Source organism: Microbacterium sp. H6 (assembly GCF_003314775.1).
Classification (GTDB): Bacteria; Actinomycetota; Actinomycetes; order Actinomycetales; family Microbacteriaceae; genus Microbacterium; species Microbacterium oxydans.
On sequence record NZ_QOAY01000079.1, the window covers coordinates 1 to 13,806 of the forward strand.

General features: G+C 69.7%; 11 protein-coding genes and 1 pseudogene. 5 read left to right on the top strand and 7 right to left on the bottom strand.

What is annotated here, in order from left to right; genetic code table 11:
- A pseudogene (locus tag DSP71_RS05745) lies at positions 1-234 on the top strand (alcohol dehydrogenase); the annotation flags it as partial.
- A gap of 78 nt (positions 235-312) precedes the next feature.
- Here DSP71_RS05745 and DSP71_RS05750 read toward each other — a convergent pair.
- Positions 313-1,704: an MFS transporter gene (locus tag DSP71_RS05750; RefSeq protein ID WP_113680603.1), complete on the bottom strand. Its 1,392-nt coding sequence runs from the start codon at positions 1,702-1,704 to the stop codon at positions 313-315.
- Positions 1,705-1,759: 55 nt separating this feature from the next.
- Between DSP71_RS05750 and DSP71_RS05755 the strand changes: the two genes are divergently transcribed.
- Complete coding sequence (locus DSP71_RS05755) at positions 1,760-2,833, top strand: low specificity L-threonine aldolase (protein WP_113680604.1); 1,074 nt, start codon at positions 1,760-1,762, stop codon at positions 2,831-2,833.
- Positions 2,834-2,845: 12 nt separating this feature from the next.
- Here the strand turns inward: DSP71_RS05755 and DSP71_RS05760 are convergent, their stop codons facing one another.
- Positions 2,846-3,451, bottom strand: coding sequence for an NUDIX hydrolase family protein (locus DSP71_RS05760; protein ID WP_113680605.1), 606 nt, complete (start codon positions 3,449-3,451; stop codon positions 2,846-2,848).
- A 120-nt stretch (positions 3,452-3,571) separates the two neighbouring features.
- On the opposite strand from DSP71_RS05760, the gene DSP71_RS05765 reads away from it, so the two are divergent.
- The gene (locus DSP71_RS05765; protein ID WP_113680606.1) at positions 3,572-4,228 is read left to right on the top strand and encodes an alpha/beta hydrolase; all 657 of its coding nucleotides are present in this window, start codon (positions 3,572-3,574) and stop codon (positions 4,226-4,228) included.
- Here the strand turns inward: DSP71_RS05765 and DSP71_RS05770 are convergent, their stop codons facing one another.
- Positions 4,229-4,516, bottom strand: a complete 288-nt coding sequence (locus DSP71_RS05770; protein ID WP_058633243.1) for a hypothetical protein — start codon at positions 4,514-4,516, stop codon at positions 4,229-4,231. It abuts the gene before it with no gap.
- A 288-nt stretch (positions 4,517-4,804) separates the two neighbouring features.
- On the opposite strand from DSP71_RS05770, the gene DSP71_RS05775 reads away from it, so the two are divergent.
- Positions 4,805-6,424: an ABC-F family ATP-binding cassette domain-containing protein gene (locus DSP71_RS05775; protein ID WP_113680607.1), complete on the top strand. Its 1,620-nt coding sequence runs from the start codon at positions 4,805-4,807 to the stop codon at positions 6,422-6,424.
- A 46-nt stretch (positions 6,425-6,470) separates the two neighbouring features.
- On the opposite strand, the gene DSP71_RS05780 is transcribed toward DSP71_RS05775, so the two are convergent.
- The 4 genes from DSP71_RS05780 to DSP71_RS05795 form a co-directional block, all read right to left on the bottom strand.
- On the bottom strand, positions 6,471-7,136 hold the full coding sequence (locus DSP71_RS05780) for a response regulator transcription factor (RefSeq protein ID WP_113680608.1): 666 nt from the start codon (positions 7,134-7,136) through the stop codon (positions 6,471-6,473).
- On the bottom strand, positions 7,133-8,404 hold the full coding sequence (locus DSP71_RS05785; protein ID WP_113680609.1) for a sensor histidine kinase: 1,272 nt from the start codon (positions 8,402-8,404) through the stop codon (positions 7,133-7,135). The genes DSP71_RS05780 and DSP71_RS05785 overlap by 4 nt, the downstream gene beginning before the upstream one ends.
- A 33-nt stretch (positions 8,405-8,437) precedes the next feature.
- Entirely contained in the window at positions 8,438-9,199 is a 762-nt protein-coding gene (locus DSP71_RS05790) for a DUF998 domain-containing protein (protein ID WP_113680610.1), read from the bottom strand.
- 147 nt (positions 9,200-9,346) lie between these two features.
- Complete coding sequence (locus DSP71_RS05795) at positions 9,347-9,754, bottom strand: DUF6157 family protein (protein ID WP_113680611.1); 408 nt, start codon at positions 9,752-9,754, stop codon at positions 9,347-9,349.
- 70 nt (positions 9,755-9,824) lie between these two features.
- On the opposite strand from DSP71_RS05795, the gene DSP71_RS05800 reads away from it, so the two are divergent.
- The coding region (locus DSP71_RS05800) for an ATP-dependent helicase (protein ID WP_113680612.1) at positions 9,825-13,806 on the top strand (3,982 nt) is incomplete at its 3' end.

Genomic DNA, 13,806 nt, shown 5'->3' on the forward strand with positions numbered 1-13,806 from the left:
CCCCTCGCCGGCGGGGCGAACTACGCCGCGGTCAAGGCTGCGAGCGAGGCCTGGGCGCGAGCGGTGGCCCAGGGCTACGCCAAGGCCGCACGCGAAGCCGACGAGCCCCTGCGCACGGCGTCCGTGGTGTTCCGCGCCAAGGCACTCGATCCCGATGCGCTGGCCGCCCGGATCGTCGCGCTGTGGGACGAGGACGCGACCGCGCTCAACGACCGGGTGCTGGACCTGGGCTGATCCCCGGCCTGGCACGGCACCGAGGCTCCCTCGATGCCGTCTCGATGCCCCCTGTCCGCTCCTGCGCGGCGGTCAGCGTCAGCGGGAATCCGGAGGCATCCCCGGAACCACGGGTGGAGCATCCGCCCCCTCCGGTTCCGGCGCGTCGATCTCCTGCTCGGGAGCCTCGGCGTAGAGCTCGGTGAGTTTGCGATAGGAGCGCGTGAAGAAGGCCAGCGTGGCGGCGACGACCATGATCAGTCCGGCGAACAGGCAGATCAGCGCGATGCCTCGCGCCTCGCCTTCTCCGAGCAGCCACCCCCACTGCTGCTGCCCCTGGGCGGTCCTCATGTAGGGGATGATCAGGAATTCGGCGATCGGGGCGATCAGGAAGGCCGTGAGCGGAGCCGCCGCCGCTTCCATCGCTGCGGCCACCCCGAACACACGCCCCTGACGCTGGAACGGCACGACCTTCTGGATCACGGTCTGCTCCGCGGCCTCGACCGGAGGCACCAGTGCCATGTACACCCACATGCCGACCACGTAGAGCGGCCACCACTCTCGCAGCATGAACACCGACCCGAGCAGTCCCATCGCGATGACCACGAGCAGCATCGTGCGCATGGGCTTGGGGCCGAGGCCGAACTTGGCCACCAGCCCGCCGCCGACGAGGAAGCCGGTCGAGGCGAAGGCCAAAGCGAACCCCCAGGTCTGGGCATCGAAGAGCGTGAGCCCGTAGGGGTCCATGAGCGCCATGTAGACGCCGCCGATGAGGTTGTTGAACGTGGAGAAGATGATCAGGGCGAACAGCCCGGGCGCCAGTCGGATGGCCTGCACGCTTCCCCGGAAGTCGAGGGCGCTGGAGGCGTTCGGGTCGGGCTCCGGAGCGCCCTCAGGGATGCGGATGAACAGCAGGTGCGCGAAGGTGAGCGCCATGGCGGCGATGGCGATCGCCAGGGTCCATCCCATGCCGAGGAAGCCGATCGACAATCCCGAGAACACACTGGTGACCAGGAAGGCGATGCCCTGCACCGTGCCGACCAGACCGTTCGCGTTCGCGCGCTTCTCCTCGGGGATGAGCAGGGTCACGGTCGTGGACAGCGCGATGTTGCGCAGCTGCTCGATCACGCCGCCGAACAGGATGATGCCGGAGAACAGCCAGAACCACGGCCCTCCCAGATCGAGCAGCGCCGCCTCGGGCTGCCAGAGGTAGAGCACCCCGGCGACGAGGAAGGAGACCGCGGAGATGATGCTCGAGATCACCATGACGGTGTGCTTGCGGTTGCGGTCGACGATCGTGCCGAACGCCATCGCGAAGAACGCGACGAACAGCATGTAGGCGCCGCCGATGATGCCCGTGGCCAGCACCGACTGCGTCTCGATGTAGACCCAGAACGTCAGCGCGAACCACAGGAAACTCGTCGTCACGTTCGCGATGAGCGTGTTGACGAGGACGTTGGCGAAGGCTCGCTTCGCTACGGTGCGCTCCATGGATTCGAGGGTAGAGCGGGGCGGGGACATCCGGTAGGGCGATTAGGCTTGAGCGGTGAGCATCCAGCATGACCCCGCGATCCGGGGCTTCGCCAGTGACAACTACTCCGGTATCCACCCCGACGTCCTCGCGGCCATCGCCGCGGCGAACGGAGGCCACCAGAGCGCCTACGGCGAGGACGCGTACACCGCGCGCCTGCAGGAGGTCTTCCAGGAGCACTTCGGCGAGGGCGTGCAGGCGTTCCCGGTGTTCAACGGCACCGGCGCGAACGTCACCGGCCTGCAGTCCATGCTGCCGCGTTGGGGGGCGGTGATCGCCGCTTCGACCGCCCACATCAACGTCGACGAGGCCGCGGCCCCGGAGAAGATCGGCGGCTTCAAGCTGCTGACCGTCCCCACCGACGACGGCAAGCTCACGCCCGAGCTGATCGACCGCGAAGCCTGGGGCTGGGGCGACGAGCACCGCGCACAGCCGCTGGTCGTCTCGATCACCCAGACCACCGAGCTCGGCACGCTGTACACGGCCGAGGAGATCCGCACGATCGCCGACCACGCGCACGAGCGCGGCATGAAGCTGCACCTCGACGGTGCGCGCCTCTCGAACGCGGCAGCGGCCCTCGACCTGCCGCTGCGTGCGTTCACCCGCGACGCCGGCGTCGATGTGCTGACCTTCGGCGGCACCAAGAACGGCGCCATGCTCGGCGAGGCCATCGTCGTGCTGAACCCCGACGCCGCCGACGGCCTGAAGTACTCGCGCAAGTTCAACATGCAGCTGTCGTCGAAGATGCGGTTCGTGTCGGCGCAGCTGATCGCTCTGCTCGAGACCGACCTGTGGCTGCGCAACGCGAAGCACGCGAACGCCATGGCGGCGCGTCTGCGTTCGGAGATCGAGGCGGGCATCGCCGACGGCTCCATCCGCGGCGTCGACTTCACCCAGCCGACGCAGTCCAACGGCGTCTTCGCCACGCTCCCGGACGGCGTCGCCGACCGGCTGCGCGACTCGTTCCGCTTCTACGACTGGGACGCGGCGCGCAAGGAGGTGCGCTGGATGTGCGGTTTCGACACCGAAGAAGCCGACGTCGACGCCTTCGTCGCCGAGCTCTCGCGCCTCACCACAGCCGGAGCCTGAGCACCGGAGGTATCAGCGCAGCAGACCGAGGCTCGCGAGAGCCTGGCGGATGAGAGTGCCTCGACCGTTCTCCATCTCGGCGGCGACCGCGTCGGACCCGGCGGCCTCCGGCGAGAACCAGGTGACCTCGAGCGCATCCTGCCGTGGCTCGCACGTGCCGGTCACCGGCACGACGAAGGCCAGCGACACCGCATGCTGCCTGTCGTCGTGGAAGGCACTCACGCCGGGGATCGGGAAGTACTCGGCCACGGTGAACGGCAGCGGCTGGGGCGGAAGCAGCGGGAAGGCCATCGGGCCCAGGTCGTTCTCGACGTGGCGGAAGAGGGCGTCGCGGATCGTCTCGCCGAAGCGGACGCGCCCGGAAACGATCGTGCGGGTCATCTCCCCCATCGGGGTGGAGCGCAGCAGGATGCCGATCTCGATCACCTGGCCGGAGCCGTCGGTGCGCACCGGGATCGCCTCCACATAGAGCAACGGCAGCCGACGCCGAGCCTCTTCGAGCTCGAACTCGCTCAACCAGCCGGGGTTCGCATCGGGCGCGGGGCGATTCGAATCCGGGAACTCGCCGAGACCGTCGTCGTCGGGTTCCGGATCAGGATCAGGTGTGCGGACCGCCATGTGTCCTTTCTACCAGCCGTCCCTCAGAACCGACACCGCGCCCGGCCGTGCACCTCGAGTGGACGGCCGCCGCGCGACGGCTGAGCAGACGATGAGGGTGGCCCCTGGCAGGATGACGGTGTGAGCGACAACCTGACGATCGACGACTCCGCGACCCGATGGTCGTCCACCGACCGCGCAGGGGCGCCTCTGCTGGTCCTCCTGCACGGTTACGGGGCGGACGAACACGACCTCTTCGGACTCATCCCCTACCTTCCCGAGGGCATCGCCGTGGCCTCCGTCGCCGCTCCGCTCGCCCCTCCGTGGCCCATGCCGGGGCGCTCCTGGTACCCGATCGAAGGACTCGACGGACGCAGCTCGGAGGCGGTCACCGCCGCGGCAGACGCCTTCCTGCGCTGGCTCGACTCCGCAGCCGCCGATGCCCCCTCGGTGGCGCTGCTCGGCTTCTCTCAGGGCGCGGCGGTGGCGCTGCAGGCCCTCCGTCTGGCTCCGGAACGCTTCGGCGCGGTGGCGGCGCTGAGCGGATACGCCGCACCGGGAGACCTTCCGAACGACGAGGCACTGGCCGAGCTGCGCCCACCGGTGTTCTGGGGTCGGGGCACGCACGACGACGTCATCCCGCCCGCGCTGGTCGACCACACGGCCCAATGGCTGCCGACGCACTCCGAGCTGTCCGGTCGGGTGTACACCGGACTCACGCACAGCATCTCGGAGGAGGAACTGACCGACGTGCACCGCTTCCTCACCAAGTGGGTCGAGGGGATCGCCGCGAGCTGATCAGCGCTCCGGCTCCTCGGACGCACCGGAGTCGTCACCAGGGCGCCCGTCGGTCTCGTCGCCGGCCTCGCGTTGGTCCCCATCCTCGCGCTCGCGGGAACCGGATCCGCCGCCCGAGGTGATGGCGACGGAGAGGGCGACGCCGATCGCCACTCCGATTCCGATTCCGAGGGCCCAGTTCTGCAGGGCGGCGCCCAGCGACGCCCCGATCGCCACTCCGAGCGCGAGCCCGACGCCCAGGCCCATACGCGAACGCGACTCCTGCGGACTCGGATCGTGATCTGCCATGCCTCCACGCTACGCACCGGTGGAGGCGACGGCATCCCCCGCGCGACGGACAATCCGACACGCCCGGGGTTGCGCGATCGCGACACGCCCGGGTATCGTCGGGGAGTCCTGTCCGCCGTGTCTGGAAGTCCTTTGATCTGATCCGTCGCCTCCGCGCTCATCTTTCCGCGCGCTGACCCGACGATCGCCGACTCCACGGCAGACCCACTCCTCCCCATCCCGTGACGCGTGTCACGGCCCGGCAGGGGCTCGGTGTCAGTGCACCCTCGCACTCGACAGGAGACACTCATGTCAACCCCCACAACTCTTCACGCCTCGGTCGTCCTCGACCGGCTCACCTTCACCTGGCCCGACGGCTCGATCGCGCTCGACGGCATCTCCGGGTCCTTCGGCTCGGGACGCACCGGGCTCGTCGGACGCAACGGCGCCGGCAAGTCCACGCTGCTGCGACTGATCGCCGGCGAGCTCGACTCCACCTCGGGCGTCGTCACCGCATCCGGCGAGGTCGCGTACCTTCCGCAGCAGCTGACACTCGATGTCGACCGCCGCGTCAGCGACCTCCTCGGGGTGTCCGAAGCCCTCGATGCCGTGCGGGCGATCGGCACGGGCGACGTCGACCCGGCCCACTTCGATGCGGTCGGGGACGACTGGGACATCGAAGCGCGCGCGGAGGCGTCGCTGGCCGAGGCCGGACTGGCCCCGGACTTCCTCGACCGCACGGTCGGCGAGCTCTCGGGAGGGGAGGCGGTGCTCGTCGCGATCGCCGGCATCCGTCTGCGCCGCGCGCCCATCACGGTCCTCGACGAGCCGACCAACAACCTCGACCGCGACGCCAGAGCGAAGCTCGCGGCGATGGTGCGCGCCTGGAAGGGCACGCTCATCGTCGTGAGCCACGACCTGTCTCTGCTCGAGCTGATGGACGACACCGCCGAGCTCTACGCCCAGACGCTGAGCGTGTTCGGCGGCCCGTACTCCGAGTGGCGGGCGTGGCTGGACGCCGAGCAGGATGCGGCGAAGCAAGCCGAGGTCACCGCCGCCCAGGTGCTCCGCAAGGAGAGACGTCAGCGTATCGAAGCCGAAGTGAAGCTCGCCCACCGCGCACGCACCGCGAAGAAGGCGGAGATCGATAAGCGCGTCCCGAAGATCGTGGCCCACGGGCGCAAGATGGCCGCTGAGGTCTCGGCGGGCCGACTGCGCACCGAGGTCGGAGCGAAGGAGGATGCGGCGCGGTCGCTCCTCGATGAAGCGGGGCGCCGTGTGCGCTCTGATGCATCGATGAAGATCGAACTGCCCGACCCGCAGGTGTCCCGCAGCCGCCGCATCGCGACGGTCGGCGATGACGAACGAGCCTGGGTGATCCAGGGTCCGGAGCGGGTCGCACTGATCGGCCGGAACGGGGCGGGCAAGACCACGCTGCTGGAGCGATTGGTCGCCGGCGGCTCGGCTCCGGATGAGCATCCGCTGCACGCCGAGGCCCACACCGACCTGATCGGCTACCTGCCGCAGCGGGTCGACGGACTCGACGAGCAGCGCTCGGTGTTCGAGAACATCGCCGCCGCAGCACCCCACGTGCCGGAGAAGGAGCTGCGCAACCGGCTCGCCCGGTTCCTCATCCGAGGAGCCACGGCCGAGCGCCCTGTGGCGTCCCTCTCCGGCGGTGAGCGGTTCCGCGTCGCGCTGGCGACGCTGCTGCTCGCCGACCCCGCACCGCACCTCGTGGTGCTCGACGAGCCGACGAACAACCTCGACCTCGACACGGTCGACCAGCTCGTCGAAGCCCTCCGCGCCTACCGAGGCGCCGTGCTCGTCGTGAGCCACGACGACGCATTCCTGCGTCGCCTCGACCTCGATCTGACGCTCGAGATCGACGGCGAAGGCGCACTGCAGGAGGTGACGCTGGAGCCGTGAGGCGGACCTGCGTCGTCGGGGAGGCGGCTCGCCGACGACGCACCCGTCAGACCAGACCGATCTCGTACGCGAGAATGACGGCCTGCACGCGGTCACGCAGATCGAGTTTCAGCAGCACCCTGCCGACATGGGTCTTCACAGTCGACTCGGACACGAAGAGGCTCTCACCGATCTCGGTGTTGTTGTACCCCTTGGCGATGGCGAGGAACACGTCGCGCTCCCGCTCGGTCAGCACGTCCAGGCGCGCATCGCCACGCTCCGCCTGTCGGGGCAGGCGTGTGGCGAACAGATCGAGCATCGACCGGGTGACACGCGGCGAGACCAGAGCATCACCGGCGGCGATCGCCCTGATCGCCGCCGTCAGCTGCGCGGGCGGAGTGTTCTTCAACAGGAAACCACTCGCTCCCGCACGAAGGCTCCCGAACGCGTACTCGTCGAGGTCGAAGGTCGTGAGCACCAGCACCCTGCTCGACGGAGTGCCCCTGACGATGCGCCTGGTCGCCTCGATGCCGTCCATCTCCGGCATCCGGATGTCCATCAGGATCACGTCGGGGCGCAGATCCGCGGCCGTGTGCACAGCCTCGGCTCCTGATGCTGCCTCGCCGACGACCTTCATGTCGTCTTCGGCGTCGAGCACCATCCTCATCCCTCGCCGGATCAACTCGTGATCGTCGACGATGAGCACCCGGATCGGGGTCGGTTCCTCGGTCATCGCTGGTCCTCCTGTTCGGGGATCTCCACCCGCACGCGCCATCCGCCGTCGGGCAGAGGTCCGGTCTGCACTGTTCCGCCGGCCAGCCGCGCCCGCTCACGCACGCCGACGAGCCCGCGACCGGACCCCACCGAGGCGGCGGGTGGTCCCGGCTGCCCGTCGTCGGTGACCTCGATCACGAGGACGTCGTCGCGGAAGTCGAGCAGCACCCGCACCTCACGCGGATCCTTCGCGTAGCGCAGCGCGTTCGTGAGCGCCTCCTGCACGATGCGGTGGATCGTGTTCTGCAGAGCGGGCGACGAAGGCGAACTCCCCTCCGTGCGCACCGACACGGGGAGCCCCGCCGTGCGGAAGGTCTCGACGAGCGGCACGAGCTCGGCAAGTCCCGGATTCGGTCGCAACGAACCGTCTTCTTCGCTCTCCGCCGTGTCGTCGCCCAGAGCACCGAGCAGCTGCCGCATCTCGACGAGCGACTGCCGCCCGATCTCGCCGATCTCCTGCACGGCGTCCCTCGACCGCTGCGGGTCCTTCTCGGCCAGGGCATCCGCACCGTCTGCGAGCGACACCATCACCGACACGCTGTGCGCCACGACATCGTGGATCTCGCGCGTGATCCTGGCGCGCTCGGCCAGAGTCGCGATCCGTGCCTGCTGGTCGCGTTCGCGCGCGAGCTGGTTGGCACGATCGAGGATCGCCCCGATGTACCGCCGCCGGTCACCCACGTTGACTCCGAGGAGGGCAGCGATCAGCATCACGGCGAGGAACAGCACGCTCGTGGGCACCGAGACGAAGAGACGTTCCGGATCGGGTTCGCGCAGCCAGTCCAGGGCAGGGAGGACGAGAACCCCTCCCACCACGGTGATGCCGAACGCGATCCAGCCGCTGCGATTCGACCGGTAGACGAACAGCGCGTAGACCGCGAGGCCGACCCCGAACGTCTCGACGACGGTGTCGGTGACGAACGCGACGACCGCACCCGCCCCGAACACCAGGTACGTGAGCCAGGGTCGATGGGAGCGCAACATCAGGGAGGCGGAGGTCACCACGCTCACGAACAGCGGGATCATGTACGGCCACGCGGGCGACCATACGCCGGAGGACAGCGGAGTGACCAGGGACCAGAACGCACTCACGACCAGGTAGCCGGCGGCGAGGAGCACGTCGAAGAGCCAGGGGTGCGTCTTCCAGAACCGCCCCAGCGCACCGGGAGGCCGAGGCAGACCCATCGCTCTGGCCTCTCCGGCGGCGACGGGTGCTGGCTCTCGCATGGGTCGACTCTACGCACCGCATCGTGGACTCCGTCAGCGAGAGACGACGAGGAGCGATGCGGTCGCGGTGCGACGCTCCCCCACCAGAGCGCCGGCCTTCTCCTTCGAGGCTCGCACCCACGTCTGTCTGCGCGCCGCACCTGCACGCTGGGCGAACGCGGTGTCCATCCCGAGGATCGCGAGCCAGCCCATGCCGATCGTGGTCGCGACGAGCTCGAGGATGCTGCCGATATCGGTGCGGAACTGCAGCAGCGAGAGGAGGCCACCGGCCGCCGCGATCACCGCGGTCGAGATACCCGCCACCAAGGAGAGGATCCGCAGTGTGCGCCTCCCCTCGACGAACGACACCTGGAGCATCGCGAACGCGGCCAGCGCGAAGGCGAGGACGGCGACGGTCGTGTGCACGAGGTCCTGCCAGGTGAAGGCCGGGCCGACGGGAAGCGGGCATCCCGTCGTGCATGTGACCTGGGAGGCCACCAGGAACAGCGCGGACGCCATCGCCACCGAGAAGGACGGCGTCCAGATGCTCAGCCAGGGCACCGTCGACCGCAGTCCGCGTGCCGTCCACGCGACCGAGAGACCACCCACGACGAGGAGCAGCAGGGCGAGCTCGAACCATCCGGCCGTCGGCTCTCCGTCGGCTCCGAGGCCGCTCACGTACAGGACCCGGTCGATGCTCAGACGGGCGACCCAGATGATGCTCAGAGCGGCGGCGACGAGCACGCTTCCGACAATCGAGGCGATGACACGGAGAGCGCTGGCGGCGGGGTGGGGAAGGGTGTTCTCGACGGGCATAGGGCGACGGTAAAAGCGCAGGCCACCCCGTCGCGTCGGCCCGAAGTGCCCACTGTCAGGGGTCGTCGTACCTCAGTACGAGACACCCTGCTCGTCAGCTTCGCCGGCGTGGGCCTCTGCCGCCTCCTCGGCGAGCGTGAGCAGGTGTCACGCCCGCCGACTCCGCATCGCCCGAGTGTGCGCGAGCGCGGGGTCTGCGGCGAGCGCCGTGTACTCCGCCGAGTCCCGCGGAACCAGAGCGACCCGACCCTCCGCGTCGTGGTGGACGCCCCATCCGTAGCGCTTTCCCAGCGGCGAGGAGCGCAGGCAGGGCTGTCCCTTCGAGAAGAACGACGCCCGTGCGGCACTGTCGTCCACGGCGATGCCGTTGCGCAGCGCATACGTCTCGAAGATCACGTCGTCGGAGGTGCGCGCGTAGGGCTGCTCGGCGATCAGACGGTAATGCATCGCCGCGATCGAGGGCTTCTCGGCGACCGGCGGCTCGGTCGCGTGCGCGATCGGGCAGTCGTCGGCGACCTCGATGAACGTGTCGACGTAGTTCGTGGTGTGCGCCATTCCCCCAGCATCCTCCCTCCCGCCGACATCGTCACGCCCCGATGTCTGCGGCCTCGACGATGATGGAGGGATGAGCGACGTGCTCGACCGCTTCACTCCCGCCACGCAGGACTGGTTCCGGGGGGCGTTCCCCGCGCCCACTCCCGCGCAGGCGGGTGCCTGGAACGCGATCTCCGCCGGCAAGCACGCCCTCGTGGTCGCCCCGACCGGATCGGGCAAGACGCTGTCCGCGTTCCTGTGGGCGATCGACAGCGTGTTCCGCGAGCGCATGGGCGAGACCACGCCGTCGGCGAAGGGCGAGCCCCGAACGCGCATCCTCTACATCTCCCCCCTGAAGGCGCTCGGCGTCGACGTCGAGCGCAATCTCCGCTCCCCGCTGATCGGCATCGGCCAGTCGGCCAGACGGCTCGGGGTGACGGCCCCTGCGGTCACCGTCGGGGTGCGCTCCGGCGACACGACATCGAGCGACCGGCGAAAGCTGGTGTCCGATCCGCCCGACATCCTCATCACGACCCCCGAGTCGCTGTATCTCATGCTCACGAGCCGCGCGGGCGAGACGCTGCGTGGCGTGCACACCGTGATCATCGACGAGGTGCATGCCGTCGCCGCCACCAAGCGCGGAGCGCACCTCGCCGTCAGCCTCGAACGGCTCGACGCCCTGCGCCGCGCGAACGGCGTCGAGACACCGGCTCAGCGCATCGGCCTCTCCGCCACGGTGCGGCCGATCGACGAGGTGGCCCGGTTCCTCGGCGGCTCTGCCCCGGTCGAGATCGTGGCACCTCCCGCCTCCAAGACCTTCGAGCTCGGTGTGGTCGTCCCGATGGACGACATGACGAATCCGCCTCCACCGCCCGGAGTTCCGGGAGACGCCGACGGAGCCGAATACTCCGAGGTCACCGGTTCGGTATGGCCGCACGTCGAGGAAGCGATCGTCGACCGCATCCTGCAGAACAACTCGACGATCGTGTTCGCCAATTCCCGTCGGCTGGCCGAGCGCCTCACCGGGCGACTGAACGAGATCTACTCCGAGCGGATCGGCGTGCCCCTCCCCGATACGACCGTGCCCGCCGCGATGATGGCCCAGGCCGGAGCCACCGCGGGGGCCGATCCCGTGCTCGCGAAGGCGCACCACGGATCGGTGTCGAAAGAGCAACGGGCACAGGTCGAAGAGGAGCTCAAGTCGGGAGTGCTGCGCTGCGTCGTGGCGACGAGCAGTCTCGAGCTCGGCATCGACATGGGTGCCGTCGACCTCGTGATCCAGGTCGAGGCTCCGCCGTCTGCGGCCTCGGGTCTGCAGCGGGTCGGCCGCGCCGGGCACCAGGTGGGCGAGATCAGCCGGGCGGCCCTCTTCCCGAAGCACCGCGGCGACGTGCTGCACACCGCGATCGTGACCGAGCGCATGCTGGCGGGCAAGATCGAGGCGATCCAGGTGCCGCGCAACCCGCTCGACATCCTCGCCCAGCAGACCGTCGCGGCGAGCGCGCTGGGAGCCATCGGCGTCGAGGAGTGGTTCGAGACCGTTCGCCGATCGGCGCCGTTCCAGGCGCTTCCGCGTTCGGCGTACGAGGCGACGCTCGATCTGCTGGCGGGCCGCTTCCCCTCGGACGAGTTCGCCGAACTGCGGCCACGCCTCGTGTGGGATCGTGACGCCGGCACGCTGACGGGAAGGCCGGGGGCACAACGCATCGCGGTGACCAGCGGCGGCACGATCCCCGATCGCGGCCTGTTCGGCGTGTTCGTCGCGGGCGAGACGACCGGCGCCAGGGTCGGCGAGCTCGACGAGGAGATGGTCTACGAGTCGCGGGTTGGCGATGTGTTCACGCTCGGCACGACGAGCTGGCGGATCGCCGAGATCACGCACGACCGCGTGAACGTGATCCCCGCTTACGGGCAGCCGGGCAAGGTGCCGTTCTGGCACGGCGACGGCATCGGTCGGCCGTTCGAACTGGGCGAGGCGCTGGGGGCTTTCTCGCGCGAGGTCTCGGCGGCGACGCCCGAGAAGGCGGCACAGCGGCTCATCGATGCGGGGCTCGACGAGCAGGCACGGACGAACCTCATGGCCCATCTGACCGAACAGCGCGAGGCGACGGGCACGCTCCCCACCGACCGCACCCTCACCGTCGAGCGCGGCCGCGACGAGGTCGGCGATTGGCGGGTGATCCTGCACTCGCCCTACGGGATGAAGGTGCACGCGCCCTGGGCCCTGGCGATCAACGCCCGGGTGCGCGAACGTCTCGGCGTCGAAGGATCGGCGGTCGCGAGCGACGACGGCATCATCGTGCGCATTCCCGATGCCGAGGCGGAGCCGCCCGGTGCCGAACTGTTCGTGTTCGACCCCGAGGAGCTGGAACTCCTGGTCACCCAGGAGGTCGGCGGCTCCGCGCTGTTCGCCTCCCGCTTCCGCGAATGCGCGGCCAGGGCGCTGCTCATGCCCCGCATGAACCCGAACAAGCGCACACCGCTGTGGCAGCAGCGGCAGCGGTCGGCCCAACTGCTCGAGGTCGCCAGGCGTCATCCGACGTTCCCGGTGATCCTGGAGACCCTGCGCGAGGTGCTGCAGGATGTCTACGATCTGCCGTCGCTGCGCAAGCTCGCGACATCGATCGCCGACCGACGCATCCGCCTGGTCGAGACCGAGCCGGGCCAGCCGTCGCCGTACGCCCGCGACCTGCTGTTCGGCTACGTGGGCGCGTTCATGTACGAAGGAGACTCTCCGCTCGCCGAACGGAGGGCGGCCGCGCTCTCGGTCGACCCCGCTCTGCTCGGGGAGCTGCTGGGCACGGTCGAACTGCGGGAACTGCTCGACCCCGACGTGATCGCGCAGTTCGAACGCGAGGCCCAGCGTCTCGATCCCGACCGCCGCGCACGAGGCCTCGAGGGCGTCGCGGACCTGCTCCGGATGCTCGGCCCGCTCGACGCCGAAGAGGTCGCTGCGCGCCTCGACCCCGAATCGACAGCAGGTGCCTCGGCAGCCGCTCTGCTGGACGACCTCGTCACCGCGCGACGGGCGATCCCCGTCACGATCGCCGGGGAGACCAGGGTGGCAGCGATCGAGGATGCCGGTCGGCTGCGCGATGCGCTCGGCGCAGCGCTGCCCACGGGAATCCCGGTGGCGTTCCTCGAACCGGTCGCGGATCCGCTCGGCGACCTCGTGGCTCGCCATGCCCGCACGCACGGGCCGTTCACGACAGATGCCGTCGCCTCCCGATTCGGGCTCGGTGCCGCCGTCGCGCGGCACACGCTGCAGCGGCTCGAGACGGCAGGACGGCTCACGAGCGGGTACTTCCTGCCCGAGGCGGCAGGCAGCGGCGACGCGGTCGAGTGGTGCGACTCCGAGGTGCTGCGTCGGCTCCGGATGCGCTCGCTGGCGGCCATCCGCGGTTCGGTCGAGCCGGTCTCTCCCGAGGCGTACGCACGGTTCCTCCCGGATTGGCAGCACATCGGTCGTCCGCTCGAAGGCGTCGACGGCGTGCTGAACGTGATCGAGCAGTTCGCCGGTGTACCGATCCCCGCGAGTGCGTGGGAGTCGCTGATCCTGCCCTCCCGCGTGCGCGACTACTCCCCGGCGATGCTCGACGAACTGACGGCATCGGGCGAGGTCATCTGGTCCGGACACGGCACCCTCCCGGGACGGGACGGCTGGGTGTCGCTGCATCCGTCCGACATCGCGCCCTTCACCCTCCCGGAGCGCGACACCGAGATCGCGTCCGACTCCCTGGAGTCGCGCATCCTCATCGCGCTCGACGTCGGGGGTGCCTACTTCGCCGGACAGCTGAAAGACATGGCGGCGGCCGAGAACGAGCAGTCGGTGCTCGAAGCGCTGTGGTCTCTGACCTGGGCGGGCTACGTCACCAACGACACCTTCGCCCCCATCCGCTCGCTCCTCACCGGCGGCTCGCAGGCGCACAAGGTCAAACGCCGTGCGCCCCGCGCCCGCACCTACCGCGGGGTGTCCTTCACCGGGACCGCGGCACCCCGCCCGCCCTCGATCGGCGGCCGCTGGTCGCTGCTGCCGGCGCTCGAGATCGATCCTGCCCGCCGGGCGACCGTCA

Bases quoted from the DNA above. Each gene is read 5' to 3' on its own strand.
- DSP71_RS05795 (WP_113680611.1), bottom strand. From the start codon at position 9,754: ATGGCGCACACCACGAACTACGTCGACACGTTCATCGAGGTCGCCGAC.
- DSP71_RS05780 (WP_113680608.1), bottom strand. From the start codon at position 7,136: ATGACCGAGGAACCGACCCCGATCCGGGTGCTCATCGTCGACGATCAC.
- DSP71_RS05760 (WP_113680605.1), bottom strand. From the start codon at position 3,451: ATGGCGGTCCGCACACCTGATCCTGATCCGGAACCCGACGACGACGGT.
- DSP71_RS05750 (WP_113680603.1), bottom strand. From the start codon at position 1,704: ATGGAGCGCACCGTAGCGAAGCGAGCCTTCGCCAACGTCCTCGTCAAC.
- DSP71_RS05770 (WP_058633243.1), bottom strand. From the start codon at position 4,516: ATGGCAGATCACGATCCGAGTCCGCAGGAGTCGCGTTCGCGTATGGGC.
- DSP71_RS05790 (WP_113680610.1), bottom strand. From the start codon at position 9,199: ATGCCCGTCGAGAACACCCTTCCCCACCCCGCCGCCAGCGCTCTCCGT.
- DSP71_RS05785 (WP_113680609.1), bottom strand. From the start codon at position 8,404: ATGCGAGAGCCAGCACCCGTCGCCGCCGGAGAGGCCAGAGCGATGGGT.
- DSP71_RS05775 (WP_113680607.1), top strand. From the start codon at position 4,805: ATGTCAACCCCCACAACTCTTCACGCCTCGGTCGTCCTCGACCGGCTC.